The organism is Amycolatopsis sp. NBC_01286, assembly GCF_035982555.1.
Classification (GTDB): Bacteria; Actinomycetota; Actinomycetes; order Mycobacteriales; family Pseudonocardiaceae; genus Amycolatopsis.
Genome location: NZ_CP108428.1, coordinates 5,891,151 through 5,904,705 on the forward strand (window position 1 = coordinate 5,891,151; position 13,555 = coordinate 5,904,705).

Annotated in this window: 13 protein-coding genes and 1 pseudogene; 7 read left to right on the forward strand and 7 right to left on the reverse strand. The window is 71.6% G+C overall.

Annotated elements, in window-relative coordinates:
* Positions 1-169 precede the first annotated feature (169 nt).
* Positions 170-616, forward strand: coding sequence for an Lrp/AsnC family transcriptional regulator (locus tag OG570_RS28350; RefSeq protein ID WP_247053617.1), 447 nt, complete (start codon positions 170-172; stop codon positions 614-616).
* Positions 617-841: 225 nt separating this feature from the next.
* On the opposite strand, the gene OG570_RS28355 is transcribed toward OG570_RS28350, so the two are convergent.
* The 3 genes and pseudogenes from OG570_RS28355 to OG570_RS28365 form a co-directional block, all read right to left on the reverse strand.
* Positions 842-1,843: a hypothetical protein gene (locus tag OG570_RS28355; RefSeq protein ID WP_326952215.1), complete on the reverse strand. Its 1,002-nt coding sequence runs from the start codon at positions 1,841-1,843 to the stop codon at positions 842-844.
* 109 nt (positions 1,844-1,952) lie between these two features.
* Positions 1,953-3,584: a thiamine pyrophosphate-binding protein gene (locus OG570_RS28360; RefSeq protein WP_326952216.1), complete on the reverse strand. Its 1,632-nt coding sequence runs from the start codon at positions 3,582-3,584 to the stop codon at positions 1,953-1,955.
* Positions 3,581-4,354 (reverse strand): annotated as a pseudogene (locus OG570_RS28365) (cyclase family protein). The gene OG570_RS28360 and the pseudogene OG570_RS28365 overlap by 4 nt, the downstream one beginning before the upstream one ends.
* Before the next feature lie 119 nt (positions 4,355-4,473).
* On the opposite strand from OG570_RS28365, the gene OG570_RS28370 reads away from it, so the two are divergent.
* Genes OG570_RS28370 through OG570_RS28380 form a run of 3 tightly spaced genes read left to right on the forward strand, consistent with a single transcriptional unit; the run spans position 4,474 to position 6,759 of the window.
* Positions 4,474-4,875, forward strand: a complete 402-nt coding sequence (locus OG570_RS28370; RefSeq protein WP_247053609.1) for a GntR family transcriptional regulator — start codon at positions 4,474-4,476, stop codon at positions 4,873-4,875.
* Positions 4,876-4,897: 22 nt separating this feature from the next.
* Entirely contained in the window at positions 4,898-5,791 is an 894-nt protein-coding gene (locus OG570_RS28375; protein ID WP_326951004.1) for an ABC transporter ATP-binding protein, read from the forward strand.
* Positions 5,788-6,759, forward strand: coding sequence for an ABC transporter permease (locus OG570_RS28380; protein ID WP_326952217.1), 972 nt, complete (start codon positions 5,788-5,790; stop codon positions 6,757-6,759). Before OG570_RS28375 ends, OG570_RS28380 begins: the two co-directional genes overlap by 4 nt.
* A gap of 12 nt (positions 6,760-6,771) precedes the next feature.
* Here OG570_RS28380 and OG570_RS28385 read toward each other — a convergent pair whose 3' ends face one another.
* Positions 6,772-6,954: a hypothetical protein gene (locus tag OG570_RS28385; protein ID WP_326951002.1), complete on the reverse strand. Its 183-nt coding sequence runs from the start codon at positions 6,952-6,954 to the stop codon at positions 6,772-6,774.
* 323 nt (positions 6,955-7,277) lie between these two features.
* Between OG570_RS28385 and OG570_RS28390 the strand changes: the two genes are divergently transcribed.
* The gene (locus OG570_RS28390; RefSeq protein ID WP_326952218.1) at positions 7,278-9,710 is read left to right on the forward strand and encodes an RICIN domain-containing protein; all 2,433 of its coding nucleotides are present in this window, start codon (positions 7,278-7,280) and stop codon (positions 9,708-9,710) included.
* Between the two features lie 58 nt (positions 9,711-9,768).
* On the opposite strand, the gene OG570_RS28395 is transcribed toward OG570_RS28390, so the two are convergent.
* A complete protein-coding gene (locus OG570_RS28395; RefSeq protein WP_326952219.1) occupies positions 9,769-10,623 on the reverse strand; it encodes an SAM-dependent methyltransferase in 855 nt (284 codons plus the stop codon).
* A gap of 76 nt (positions 10,624-10,699) precedes the next feature.
* Positions 10,700-10,903 carry a hypothetical protein gene (locus OG570_RS28400; RefSeq protein ID WP_326952220.1) on the reverse strand — a complete coding sequence of 68 codons (204 nt, stop codon included), beginning with the start codon at positions 10,901-10,903 and terminating at the stop codon, positions 10,700-10,702.
* Positions 10,904-11,136: 233 nt separating this feature from the next.
* Here OG570_RS28400 and OG570_RS28405 point away from each other — a divergent pair, with 233 nt between their 5' ends.
* Positions 11,137-11,871 (forward strand): sugar phosphate isomerase/epimerase family protein, encoded by a 735-nt coding sequence (locus OG570_RS28405; RefSeq protein WP_326950998.1) that lies wholly within the window; start codon positions 11,137-11,139, stop codon positions 11,869-11,871.
* On the forward strand, positions 11,868-12,971 hold the full coding sequence (locus OG570_RS28410; RefSeq protein WP_326950997.1) for a Gfo/Idh/MocA family protein: 1,104 nt from the start codon (positions 11,868-11,870) through the stop codon (positions 12,969-12,971). Before OG570_RS28405 ends, OG570_RS28410 begins: the two co-directional genes overlap by 4 nt.
* Here the strand turns inward: OG570_RS28410 and OG570_RS28415 are convergent.
* Positions 12,968-13,555 (reverse strand): TetR/AcrR family transcriptional regulator, encoded by a 588-nt coding sequence (locus OG570_RS28415; RefSeq protein ID WP_247053590.1) that lies wholly within the window; start codon positions 13,553-13,555, stop codon positions 12,968-12,970. The two genes, OG570_RS28410 and OG570_RS28415, sit on opposite strands and share 4 nt — an antisense overlap.

Genomic DNA, 13,555 nt, shown 5'->3' on the forward strand with positions numbered 1-13,555 from the left:
CCTTCGCCCTCGCGCGGCTGTGCTCGGGCGCACAGTGCGATGCGGGCCACGGCACACGGTATCGGCCCCGGACGCAACAGCCGACGCGGGATCATCGCCTCTCACGCAAACTTCGGCGGTCATGATCGACGATTGGCCCGGTTTTTTGCGCGGAGTTACGCTCGCCCGCATGACCGAAGAGCTACTCGACGCCACCGACCACGAGATCCTCGGCCTGCTGCGCGAGGACGCCCGGCGCACGCTGTCGGACATCGCCGGCCGGGTCACTTTGTCGACGGCGGCGGTCAAGCGGCGGATCGACCGCCTCCGCGAGACAGGCGTGATCACGGGCTTCACCGTCCAGGTCGACCACGCGAAGCTGGGCTGGGGCATCGAGGCGTTCACCGAGCTGCGGTTCGTCGGCAACACGAAGGTCGCCGAGATCCTCCGCACGACCACGCGGATGCCGGAGGCCCAGGCGGTGTTCACGATCGCGGGCGACCCGGACGCCCTCGTGTGGCTGCGTGTCCGTGACATGGCTCACCTCCAGAAGACGATCGACGAGATCCGCCGCCACCACCAGATCACCGGCACCAAGACGCTGATCGCCCTGGAGTCCTGGTCGCGTGGGCACTAGCGTCACGCTCTCCCGGCGCCCGGACTAGCCGCGGCGACCTAACCCGCCGGTTTCGCCGCGGTAGACGGAAGGCGAGCCGCCTGGTCCGCAACCTCGCGGGTCGCGAGACCTGGTCGCTCGGCGACCGTCCAGGCAACCCTCGCCGCCTAGTGGCGCTGTACCGGCCTGCCGTTCGATCGCGACGGCTCGGTGCCGGCCCCGGAGCGCTCGCACCCGGGCAGACACCTAATCGCCCAGCAGCACGCCCGAGTCGCGCTCCCGTTGCAGGAAGAACTCCGGCCATTCGAGCGCGCCCGGCGGTGCCTCCAGCGCGGTCGCCCGGCGGCGCATCTCGGTCAGGAAGTCCGTGTCCAGCACCGTCCGGGCCGAGATCGGTTCGCGCAGCAGCGTGCCGGCCGGGCCTTCGTACAGGTAGGCGTCGACGCCGGGAAAGCCCTTCGTGCCCGGCGGGAAGTCGCGGTCCAACGGGAAGTACGACGCGTCCAGCTGTCCCAGCCACGAGTTCTTCAGCGTGGTTAGCGACGGCCACGAGCCCAGGCGTGGTTCGAGCCGCGCGTTGTCCTTCAGGAAGCCGCGGTGGTCCGCGACGACGAACGCGCTGCCCGGGTACTCCTGCTCCAGGCGGCCGACCGCGCTGCCCGTGTTGTGCGTCAGGTGCCCGAGTCCGAACAGCAGCAACGCTTTCCGGTGTTTCTGCAGCACCTGCGTCTTCAGTACGGACACGATCGCCGGGTCGCGCTCCTCGAACGGCGTGAAGTCCGCCGGGTGGTGGATCCTGCTCCAGTCGACCGGTGGATCGCAGGCCAGCACCCGGATCCGGCGGCTCGCCGGCAGTGTCGTGTTGACCTGCCGGACCAGCGGGAACAGTTGTTCGTAGAACGTCGAGAACCCGCAGCTGGGCTGGGTGGTGTTGCGCCACACCGGCCGGACGTCGGCGATCGGGACGTCGGCGCCGGCGATGTAGGCGTCGAGAACCGTTTGGTACAGCGAGTTCCCGCACTCCACGGCGATGTCGTTCACCTTGCCGGGCAAACGTGGGTCGCGGACCAGGTCGAGCAGGAAGCTCCCGACGTCCGGGCTGGACTTGGCGACGAGCGCGTGGTCGTCGAACGCGGCCAGCAACGCGCCCGCGGCGTCCGGCGACGACCGCGAGTGATCGGCCGTGGCCGGTGCGGCCGGCGTGACCACCAGGCCCATGGCCGCGAGCACGGCCAGAAAGATTCGCATGAACGGCTCCTCGGAGCGGTAAAGTTCCCCCACTGTCTTACGTCTGTAAGACAATTCGGCCAGCATCCAGCCGCGCCCGAGCCGTTGTCAAGGGCGTCCCACGATCGTGTCAGTGCCGGAAGGCCTCCGCGAGCCACCACGAACCGCCGTCGTCGGCGATCTTCGCGTCGATGACCAGGGGCGCGTCGCGCGGTCCGGCGAGCCAGTCCTTCACCGCGAAGAGGTCCTCGGCCGACCGCACGGTGACGCCGGCGCAGCCGAAGCCGCGGCCGATGGCGGCGATGTCGGAGTCGGGGAACCGGACCGTGGACATGTCGGCGTCGCCGAAGTGGTGGATCTCCGCGCCGTACGCGGCGTCGTTGTAGACGATCACGACCAGCGGCAGGCGCAGCCGGACCGCGGTGTCCAGCTCGGACAGTGCCATGTGGAACCCGCCGTCGCCGGTGCCCAGCACCGGCAGCCGGTCCGGGCGGGCGAGCGCGGCGCCGATCGCCGTGCCGAGACCCAGGCCGACGCTCTGGAACGCCTGGGTGAAGCAGAACCCCAGCTCGTCGGGGACCGAGAGGTACGCGCTCGGGTAGCCCATGAAGTTGCCCGAGTCGATCGAGACGATCCGCTCGGCGGGCAGCAGGTCGTCCAGCAGCCTGCTGAGCGTCCGCGGGTCGATCCGGCCGCCGCGGGACAGGTCGTCGTGCTCGACGTCGTTCCAGCGCCCGGCCGTCGCGATCCGGCGGGCGACGTCTTCGGTCCGGTAGCCCACCGCCTTGTGGTCACCGAGCTCACTCAGGACGTCTTCGGCGGTGCAGCCGGCGTCGCCGACGACGCCGAGGTCGATCGGCCGGTGCGCGCCGAGCGCGCCCTGCTCGAGGTCGACCTGGGCCAGCGTCGCGTACGGGCTGAGCAGCTTCCCGTCGCGGGTGGTCCACGTGTTCAGCGCGCAACCCCACCCGACGACGAGGTCGGCGCCGGCGATCAGCTCCGCGGCCACCGGCGAGGCGAACCCGCCCGAGATGCCCAGCGTGAACTCGTCGTCGTGGAAGAGCCCGTGCGCGACAGCCGACGTCGCCAGGAGCGCTCCGGCGCGCGAAGCCAGCTCCCGCAACGGTTCCCGGCTCCCGCGGGCGCCGCGCCCGGCGATGAACACCGGCCGTTCGGCGGCGATCAGGAGGTCCGCCAGGTCGGCCGCCGCGCCGATGTCGGGGCGCATCGGGGCCGGTCCGGGGACCAGTGGAAGCACGTCCGGCAGGTCCGGCGCGGGCTGCGCCTGGACGTCGAGCGGCAGGTTCAGCACGACCGTCCGGCGCTCCTGCCGGGCGGTCCGGAAGGCCCGGACGGTGTCCGCGACCGCGCTCGCGGCGGAGTGCACCCGCTCGGGCACCGCGCCGGCCGCGGTGGCCAGCCCGTCCTGGTCGATGCGGAAGTTCGACAGCACCGACGAGCCCGCGGAGTCGGCGGTCACCACGAGCATCGGCGTCCGGCTCTTGGCCGCCTCGGTGATCCCCGTGACGGCGTTGGTCAGCCCGCAGCCCTGGTGCAGCGACAGCACCGAGACCTTCCCGCTGATCCGCGCGTAGGCGTCGGCCATGCTCGCCGCGCCGCCTTCGTGGCGGGCCGCGACGAACCGGACGCCGCCCGCGCGCAATGCGTTGGTGACCTCGAAGTTGCCGCTGCCCACCACGCCGAACGCGGTGCCGGCGCCGAGGCCGGCCAGGGTGCGGCCGACGAGCTCGGCGACGTTCACCGCTCCACCAGGGCCAGCACGCGCGCCGGGCTGCCGGACCCGCCGACGATCGGCAGCGGCGAGACGATCAGCAGCACGCCGGTCGGCGGCAGGGACGCGAGGTTCTGCAGCTGCGTCAGGCCGTGCTTCCCGGCGCCGAGCAGCAGCTCGTGGCACGGGAACATCGGCTCGAGCCCGGGCGCCTAGCCCGCGTCGGTGCCGACGGTCTCCACCCCGAACCCGGTGATCGGGGCTTCCTCGGCGAGCCACCGCGCGCACTCCGCGGAGACGCCGGGGGTGTGCGAACCGGTCTCGTCGGCGTTGAGGAACTCGTCCTGGTCGCCGCCGCGCGCGTCCCAGCCGGTGCGGTAGAGCAGCCAGCCGCCGGCCGGCAGCGGCCCGTGCTCGGCCGTCCACGCGGTCACGTCGTCCACCGAAAGGAGGAAGTCCGGGTCCGCGGCCGCCCGTGCCGAGAAGTCGAGCACGACCGCGGGCGCGACGAGCGTCTTCAGCGGCACCTGCGAGACGTCGTGGCCGTCCTTTCCGGACACCCAGTGCACCGGCGCGTCGAGGTGGGTGCCGGTGTGCTCGCCCGTGTGGATGTCGTTCCAGTACCACCGCGGGCCGCGCTCGTCGTAGCGGCTGATCTCCTCGAGGCGGAACGGGATGGTGTTGGCGAAGGGCTCGGGCAGCCGGAGGATCGGGGTGCTCGAGCTCAGCGGCGCGGTGAGGTCGACGATGTCGACCGCCCCCGAGGTGATCGCCTGGCCCAGTCCGTCCAACAACGACATGCCTGCCTCCCGGGTGCGGGTGAACGTCTCGTCCGAGACCCTATGCCGGGAGCCCGGTCCTTGACAGGGCTCGATTCCGGGTGTTGTCTTAATGTCGTAGGACAGTAGGAGGGCGTGGGGTGATCGAGTTCGTCCTGGACGGCCGCTCGCGGGTCGCCACGTACATGCAGCTCGTCCTGCAGGTGAAACAGGCGCTGCGCGTCGGCCTGCTGCGTGACGGCGACCAGCTGCCGAAGGTGCGTGAAGTGGCCCAGGCGCTGGCGATCAACCCGAACACGGTGCTCAAGGCCTACCGCGAGCTGGTGCTGGAGGGGCTCGCGGAGGGCAAGCCGGGGGTGGGCACGTTCGTCACCGGCACCCTCGCCGGGCCGTCACTCGGCTACCAGGCGCGGCTGCGCGAGGAGCTGGTGGCGTGGCTGGAGCGCGCGGGAGAGGCGGGGATGTCGGGTGACGACATCAGCGCGCTGATCGACACGACGATGCGCGGCACCACGCCGCCGTTCGACCAATGGAAGCTGTAGTGACCCCGAGGGGAGTCCGACGATGGAGCTGGCGGTGGAGGCCAGGGCGCTGGGCAAGCGCTACGGGCGCAGCTGGGCGCTGCAGGACTGCGCGCTGACGCTGCCCGCCGGGCGGATCGCCGCGCTGGTCGGCCCGAACGGCGCGGGCAAGTCCACGCTGCTGCACCTGGCCGTCGGGCTGCTGAAGCCCGACGCGGGGGAGGTGCGCGTCTTCGGCCGCGACCCGCGTGACGGGCCCGCGGTGCTCGCCGACATCGGGTTCGTCGCGCAGGACACCCCGGTGTACCGGGACTTCACCGCGGCGGAGCTGATCACCATGGGCGGCAAGCTGAACCGCCGCCGGTGGGACGCCGCGCTGGCCCGCGAGCGGCTCGCCGCGCTCGGCATCCCGCCGGGCAAAGCCGTCGGCAAGCTTTCGGGCGGGCAGCGGGCGCAGGTCGCGCTGGCGCTCGCCCTGGCCAAGCGGCCGCGGCTGCTGCTGCTCGACGAGCCCATCGCGAGCCTCGATCCGTTGGCGCGCCGCGAGTTCATGCAGACGCTGATGGGTGCGGTGGCCGAGAGCGAGACCACGGTGCTGCTGTCCTCGCACCTGCTGGCCGACCTCGAACGCAGCTGCGACTACCTGGTCGTCCTGCAGTCCTCCCGCGTCCAGCTGACCGGCGCGGTCGACGAGCTGCTCGACGCGCACCGCACGCTCACCGGCCCGCGCGCCGGCAGCGAGTCCATCGCCGGGGTCGCGGAAGTCGTCCGCGCGAGCCACACGGACCGCCAGTCGACACTGCTCGTCCGCCGGGGTGCCGGTTCGATCGATCCACTGTGGACGGAACACGAAGTGACCCTGGAGGACCTGGTGCTCGGCCACCTCGCCGCGGCCGAGCCCCGCGTCGCCCCGGAAGCCTGGGGGGTGCCGGCATGATCTGGCTGACCTGGCGCCAGTACCGCAGGCAGGCGTGGTTCACCCTCGCCGTGCTCGGGGCGCTCGCCGCGATCGTCATCCCCACCGGCCTGGCGATGCACGCGAAGTACGAGGATTCGGGCCTGGCCGCCTGCCGGGCCGCATTGGGCCAGGCGTCGATGATCACGCAGACGGCGTCGGTGGCGAACTGCGAAAGCCTCGCCCACCAGTTCCAGCAGCAGTTCGGCGGCATGGTGTTCGTCGCCGTCCTGTTCGTGATCCTGCCGGTGCTGGTCGGCGTGTTCTTCGGCGCGCCGCTCATCGCGCGTGAGGTCGAGCAGGGCACGCACCGTCTGGTGTGGACGCAGGGCGTGAGCCGGCTGCACTGGGCGCTGGTCAAGTTCGGGCTGATCGGCTCGATCACGGCGGTGCTGGCCGTCGGGTACGCGCTGGGCGTGTCGTGGTGGTTCGAGCCGCTGGTGAGCGCGACCGGCCGGCTGGGCTACTTCGCCTTCGACGTCCAAGGCGTCGTCCCGGTCGTGTACACGCTGTTCGCCCTCGCGCTCGGGATCTTCGCCGGGACGTACTGGACGAAAGTGCTGCCCGCCATGGGCATCTCGCTCGTCGGTTACGCGGTGGTCCGCGTCGCGATCGAGGTCTTCGCCCGCCCGCGGTACCTGCCGGCGCAGACCCTCACGTTCGCCCCGGACAGCGGACAGACCCCGAACACCGCGGCCGGCGACTGGGTGATGGACCAGGGCGTGCGCAACGCGGCGGGCGACATGGTCCTGCCCAACTCGCAGATCGGCCCGTGCGGCCCCGAAGGCTGCGGCACCGGCGGTGCCGGCGGCCCGGGTGCCTACAACTGGCTGGAATACCAACCGGGGGACCGGTTCTGGACGTTCCAAGGCATCGAAACGGGCATCTTCGCGGTGTTGACGGCGGCGCTGGTGTACTTCGCGATCCGCCGGGTCCGCGTGCTCGCCTGACCCACGCCGGGCTCAGGATTTCCGGCCCCAGAACGCGCGGACCACTTCGGCGAAGGCGCGCAGCCCCTCCGGGCCGCGTTTCTTCGCGATGTACACGCACACCGGCAGCGCCGCGACGAAGCACACCGCGAGGCAGAGCACGACGTAGAGAGGCGCCGCCACCCACGAGCTGACACTCACCTTGACCTCGCTCATCGCACCGCCCGTCCCGGTACCGGCGGTGCTCGTCGAAGTCGGTTCAGCTGGGGTGTTCGGTGCTGCGGAGGGCAGTCCGGGTCTGCCCGGTCGCCATCGGCCACCGTGATACCCGCCCGGCTTGCGCCGAGCCACGCACACAGTCGTCGCGACCCGGTGCGTTCCGGACCCTCCGGTCGGATCTTAACCGGGATCTGACCGCGGGTACACGACCGAATCCGGGCCGTACGCCGGCGCCTCCGACGAACGGCGGATTTACAACGTTGTATACAGCGGGTAAGACTATTTTTACAACGTTGTAACGACCGCGGAGGCTGATACCCGTGTCGCTGAGCCGCAGGCAGTTCGTCGCCGGAGCCGTCGCCGCCGGTCTGTTCGCGAGTACGCGGGACGCCGGGGCCGCCCTTCCCGGCGGCCGCACCGTCGCCCCCGCGGCCGGCGGGCTGTACACGCCGAACGCGGCTCCGCTCAAGCCCACCGCGTTTCTCAAGCTCCCGTCCGGCGCGGTCACCGCGCGCGGCTGGCTCGCCGGGCAGCTGCGCCTGCAGCTCGACGGCCTGTGCGGGCACTACGCCGAGACGTCGCACTTCCTCGACTTCGCCACCAGCGGCTGGGTCCACCCGGAGCGCACCGGCTGGGAGGAGGTGCCGTATTGGCTGCGCGGCTACGTCGACCTCGCCGCGGTCACCGGCGACGCCACCGCGAAAGCCACCGCCGGCAAGTGGATCGACGCGATCCTCGCCACCCAGCAGTCCGACGGCTTCTTCGGCCCGACGGCGCTGCGCACGGCGCTCAACAACGGCCCCGACTTCTGGCCGTACCTGCCGCTGCTGCAGGCCCTGCGCTCGTGGCAGGAGTACACCGGCGACGCGCGCGTCGTCCCGTTCCTGACGCGCTTCCTGCGGTACATGAACGCGCAGGGGCCGGGCGCGTTCAACTCCAGCTGGGTGTCCGTCCGCTGGGGTGACGGGCTCGACAGCGTGTTCTGGCTGTTCAACCGCACCGGCGACACCTTCCTGCTCGACCTCGCCGACAAGATCCACACCTACGGCGCCAACTGGGTCGGCAACCTGCCGAGCCTGCACAACGTCAACGTCGCCCAGGGGTTCCGCGAGCCCGCGCAGTACGCGCTGCGCACCGGCTCGGCGTCGCTCACCCAGGCCACCTACCAGGACTACACCACGGTCATGGCCGCGTACGGCCAGTTCGCCGGCGGCGGGTTCGCGGGCGACGAGAACGCGCGTCCCGGCTTCGGCGACCCGCGGCAGGGCTTCGAGACCTGCGGGATCGTCGAGTTCATGGCCAGTCACCAGTTGCTCACCCGGCTGACCGGCGACCCGGTGTGGGCCGACCGCTGCGAGGACCTCGCGTTCAACTCCCTGCCCGCCGCGCTCGACCCGGCCGGGCGCGCGGTGCACTACATCACCAGCGCGAACGGCGTCGACCTCGACAACGTCCCCAAGAGCGAAGGCCAGTTCCAGAACGGCTTCGCGATGCAGGCCTACCTGCCCGGCGTCGACCAGTACCGCTGCTGCCCGCACAACTACGGCATGGGCTGGCCGTACTTCACCGAGGAACTCTGGCTGGCCACCCCGGACAACGGCCTCGCGGCGGCGATGTACTCCGCCAGCAGCGTCACGGCGAAAGTCGCCGACGGCACGGCGGTGACCATCACCGAGGACACCACGTACCCGTTCTCCGAGCAGGTCACCTTCACCGTCCGAACGCCGCGGAACCTGGCTTTCCCGCTGTACTTCCGGATTCCCGCGTGGTGCGCGGCGCCACGGCTGGTCGTCGCGGGCGCGTCGGTCGCGGTGACCGCCGGGCCGTCGTTCGCGAAGGTCTCGCGCACCTGGGCGGACGGCGACGTCGTCACGCTGACGCTGCCGCAGCGCACGACCGTGCGGACCTGGAGCGCGAACCACGACTCGCGGTCGGTCGACCACGGCCCGCTGACGTACTCGCTGAAGATCGGCGAGAGCTACCAGTCGCTCGGCGGGTCCGCACAGTTCCCGCAGTACGCCGTGCACGCGACGACGCCGTGGAACTACGGCCTGGCCGTCGACGCGGCGCTGACCTTCTCCGCGGCCGGGGGAACGTTGCCCGCCAACCCGTTCACCCCGGACGCCGTCCCGGTGAAGATCACCGCGTCGGCGCGGAAGATCGCCGAATGGACCGTGGACGACCAGCACGTCGTCACGCCGTTGCAGGCGTCACCGGCGAAGAGCGACGCGCCGGTCGAGACGATCACGCTGATCCCGATGGGCGCGGCGCGGCTGCGCGTCACGTCGTTCCCGACGGCGGCGCCGGACGGGCATCCGTGGCTGCCCGGCGGCGGGGGAGCGGCCATCCGGATCGTGAACCGCAACTCCGGCAAGGTCTTGGGCGTCGACCAGATGTCCACAGCGGACAGTGCGCGGGTGGTGCAGTTCGCCGACAACGGGACCGACGACCACCTCTGGCACCTCGTCGCGAACGGCGACGGCTGGTACCGGATCCGCAACCATCACTCGGGCAAGGTCCTCGGCGTCGACCAGATGTCCACCGTGGACAGTGCGAAGGTGGTGCAGTTCGCCGACAACGGGACCGCGGACCACCTCTGGCAGCTGGTCGACAACGGCGACGGCTGGTGGCGGGTGAAGAACCGCAACTCCGGCAAGGTCCTCGGCGTCGACCTGATGTCGACGGCGGACAGCGCCCAGGTGGTCCAGTTCGCCGACAACGGGACCGCGGACCACCTCTGGCAGCTGCGTTAGCGAGCCTGTCGTGAGTGGTGGTGCGGGTTCTAACCCGCATTACCACTCACGACCACGGCTAGCGCTTGACCCCGACGATCCCGGCCACGCACTTCGCGGAGCCGCTGAGCGGCGTGAGCCGGGGGCCGTCGGGCCACCACTCGTCGCAGACCGCCAGGCCCGGCTCCGACGTCGCGTTGGGCTGCAGGAACTCCAGGCCCGGCAGCATCGCCTCGATCTCGGTGCGGGTGCGGAACCGGCCGGCGCCGAGGGGGCCCTGGGTCAGGATGTCCTCGATGCGTTTGGCGATCGCGGTCAGCTCCGGCACCTCGGGGTCGAAGAAGTGCGACAGCACCACGTACGAACCCGGCGCGAGCGCGTCGATGTACTCGCCCATGACGTCGGCGGCGCCGTCGCCCTCGAAGTGGTGCATCGTGCCGACGTGCAGCAGCGCGACCGGCTCGGTGAAGTCGATGTGACGCAGCACCTCGTCGTTGCCCAGGACCGCTTCCGGCTTGAAGATGTCCGCCTCGACCATGTGCGTGAAGTCGTTCTCGGCGAGCAGCGCGCGGCCGTGCGCCAGGACCACTGGGTCGTTGTCGATGTAGACGACGTTCGTGTCCTTGTCGATGCGCTGGACGATCTGGTGCGTGTTCTCCGCGGTCGGCAGCCCGGACCCGCAGTCGACGAACTGCCGGATCTTGGTCTGGCTCGCCAGCATCCGCAGCGCGCGGTTGTGGAAGCCGCGGTTGCCGCGGGCGATGTCCACCGCTTCCGGGACCGCCTGGCGGATCTTCTCCATCACCACGCGGTCGACTTCGTAGAAGTTGTGACCACCGAGGAACCCGTCGTAGATCCGCGCGATGCTCGGCCGCTCGGGATCCACCCCCACCGGCTTCTGGCTGGGGGAACTCACGGACGGGACGTCGGACATGGCGACCTCGCAGGACATCGGCGGGCGGCGTGGGCCACCCAGCGTAGTAGGTCGCGTCCCCGCGGTAAACGCGAGGTCAGCCGCTCGGGCGAAGCCGCTGGTCCGGAATGTCGTCCCGGTGGTCGTCCCGGCGTCCGGCGCGGTCCCGGCGCAACCGCGCCAAGTGCTGCTCGATCCGCCGGTCGAGATCGCGCGCGGCCTCGGACAGTTCCGTCAGGTCGCGACGGGACCCCGGGTGGCCGAGCGCCCCCGTGTCCACTTCGTCCCCTGTCCTGTCCACTGACGGCACCTCCAGCGTCGGTCCGGCCCCTTCCCGTGCTGCGTTACTGCCCCATCCGGAGCACCCCAAAACCCCCGCGGCCGGTGAGCCGGGGCACGCACGAAGACGTCCGGGAAAACCGCGGATCTGTCCGGTCGAGTCACCGGGAAAGCCCTGGTGCGAATTTTGACCAGGTGGTAGAAATCTTGTGGAGCCGTGGCGGGCGTCCGCCACCGTGATCTCAGGAGCTGGGGATGAGCCTGCTTTCCGTGCAGCTGTATTCGGTCCGCGACGCGTTCGCGGCCGATCCCGCCGACACCCTGCGGCGTCTCGCCGCGATCGGCTTCACGCAGGTGGAGCCGTACGGCGTCGTCGAGAACGTCGAGGCGCTGCGGGCCGGGCTGCCGGCCAACGGCCTGACCGCGCCGACCGCCCACGCCCGGCTGATCGGCGCCGACCAGGCCGCCGTGTTCGCCGCGGCGGCCGAGCTGGGCATCGGCCTGGTGATCGACCCGCTGGTCAAGCCCGAGCAGTGGCAGGACCCGGCCGACATCGCCGCGACCGCCGACGCGCTCAACGCCGCCGCGAAGGTGGCGGCCGAGCACGGCGTCGGAGTCGGCTACCACAACCACTGGTGGGAGCTGGAGTCCCGGATCGACGGCCGCGCCGCGTTCGAGGTGTTCGCCGACCAGCTCGACCCGGCCGTCGCGCTGGAGGTCGACACCTACTGGGCCACCGCGGGCGGCGAGAACGCGGCCGCCCTGCTGGGCCGGCTCGGCGACCGCGTCAAGGCGATCCACGTCAAGGACGGCGGCCTCGCCACCGACGCCTCCGGCCAGCTTCCCGCCGGTCAGGGCCAAGTGCCGATCGCCGAGGTGCTCGCCGCCGCGCCGACCGCCCTTCGCGTGGTCGAGTTCGACGCCTTCGACGGCGACCTCTTCGAAGCCATCGCCGCCAGCCACGCCTTCCTGACCGGCGCCGGGCAGTGACCGGCGGGCCGGTCGGCGTCGGGTTCGTCGGTGCCGGCGTCATCAGCGGCACCTACCTCGAGAACCTGACGAGCTTCCCGGACGTCCGCGTCCTGCGCGTCGCCGACCTCGACACCGAGCGCGCGGCGGCGCGGGCGGCCGAGCACGGCGTCCCGCGGTCGGGCACCGTGGCCGAGCTGCTCGACGACCCCGACGTCGAGCTGGTGGTCAACCTGACCACTCCGGCTTCGCACGTCGACGTCGGCCTCGCCGCGCTCGAGGCGGGCAAGCACGTCTGGGCGGAGAAGCCGCTCGCGCTCGACCGCCAGACCGGCCGCAAGCTGCTGGACCGCGCGCGGGAGAAGGGCCTTCGCGTGGCCAGCGCGCCCGACACCGTGCTCGGCGCCGGGCTGCAGACCGCGCGGCGCGCGATCGACGAAGGCCGGATCGGGCAGCCGAACACCGCGCTCGCGCTGTTCCAGGTGCCCGGGCCGGAGAGCTGGCACCCCGCGCCGGAGTTCCTGTTCCAGGCCGGTGGCGGGCCGCTGCTGGACATGGGCCCGTACTACCTGACGACGCTGGTGCACCTGCTCGGCCCGATCCGCCGGGTCACCGGCGCCGGCGGCCGGGCGCGCGACACCCGCGTCATCGGGTCCGGGCCGCGCGCCGGGACGGAGTTCCCGGTGACGGTGCCGACCACGGTCACGGCCCTGGTCGAGTTCGCCTCGGGCGGGTCCGCCCAGCTCGTGCTGAGCTTCGACTCGGCGTTGAAGCGCACCGGCTTCGTCGAGCTGACCGGCACGCTCGGCACCGCCGTGCTCCCGGACCCCAACCGGTTCGACGGCGCGACCGCGTTGCACCTGTTCGGTCAGGACGAGCCCGAAGAGCTGGAACCGAAGGGGCACCAGGCTTCGCGCGGCACCGGCACGCTGGAGCTGGCGCGGGCGATCCGCGCCGGGGTGCCCGAACGCGCGTCCGGCGAGCTGGCCTACCACGTGCTCGACGCGATGCTGGCCATCGACGAGTCGCTGACTCGCGGGCAGCCCGTGGAGGTGGACAGCGTGGTCGCTGTGCCGCCCGCGTTGCCGGCGGCGTGGGACCCGTACGAGAAGACGCTCTAAAGCGGGACGGCGAGCAGGTTCTGCAGGGCGAACCGCAGTGAGCCGACCAGGTCCACGTCACCGGGCACGGTCAGCCACTGCACCTGCAGGCCGTCCATCAGGGCGATGAAGGTCAGCGCCGCCACCCGGGGGTCGACGCCGTCGCGCAGCTGGCCGCGCGCGGCGAGGACCTCGAACGACTCGCGCACGCCCGCGCGCGCGGCCCGGTAGTGCTCCACGAAGTAGTCGTGCGCCGGGTGGTCCGGGGCCACGGCTTCGGCGGCGAGCCGCGAGTAGAGGTCGACGATGCCGGGGTGGCGGACGTTGTGCTCGGCCAGCGCGACGAAGTGGCGCAGGACGTCGAGCCCGGGCGGGACGCGCAGCTGCTCGCGGTCGGAGTCGTCGGCGTCACGCCGTTCGAGGACGGCGGCGAGCAGCGCTTCCTTGGTCGGGAAGTAGTACAGGAGGCCGGCGTGGGTGATACCGACGCGTTTGGCGATCTCCCGCAGCGACGAGCTGTGGTAGCCGAGCTCGCCGTACGCCGCGGCCGCCGCCGTGATGATGTCCTCGCGGCGGATCCGGCCCTTCAGGTAGCCCCCGGTCAC

Bases quoted from the DNA above. Each gene is read 5' to 3' on its own strand.
- OG570_RS28350 (WP_247053617.1), top strand. From the start codon at position 170: ATGACCGAAGAGCTACTCGACGCCACCGACCACGAGATCCTCGGCCTG.
- OG570_RS28355 (WP_326952215.1), bottom strand. From the start codon at position 1,843: ATGCGAATCTTTCTGGCCGTGCTCGCGGCCATGGGCCTGGTGGTCACG.
- OG570_RS28375 (WP_326951004.1), top strand. From the start codon at position 4,898: ATGGAGCTGGCGGTGGAGGCCAGGGCGCTGGGCAAGCGCTACGGGCGC.
- OG570_RS28380 (WP_326952217.1), top strand. From the start codon at position 5,788: ATGATCTGGCTGACCTGGCGCCAGTACCGCAGGCAGGCGTGGTTCACC.
- OG570_RS28385 (WP_326951002.1), bottom strand. From the start codon at position 6,954: ATGAGCGAGGTCAAGGTGAGTGTCAGCTCGTGGGTGGCGGCGCCTCTC.
- OG570_RS28395 (WP_326952219.1), bottom strand. From the start codon at position 10,623: ATGTCCGACGTCCCGTCCGTGAGTTCCCCCAGCCAGAAGCCGGTGGGG.
- OG570_RS28405 (WP_326950998.1), top strand. From the start codon at position 11,137: ATGAGCCTGCTTTCCGTGCAGCTGTATTCGGTCCGCGACGCGTTCGCG.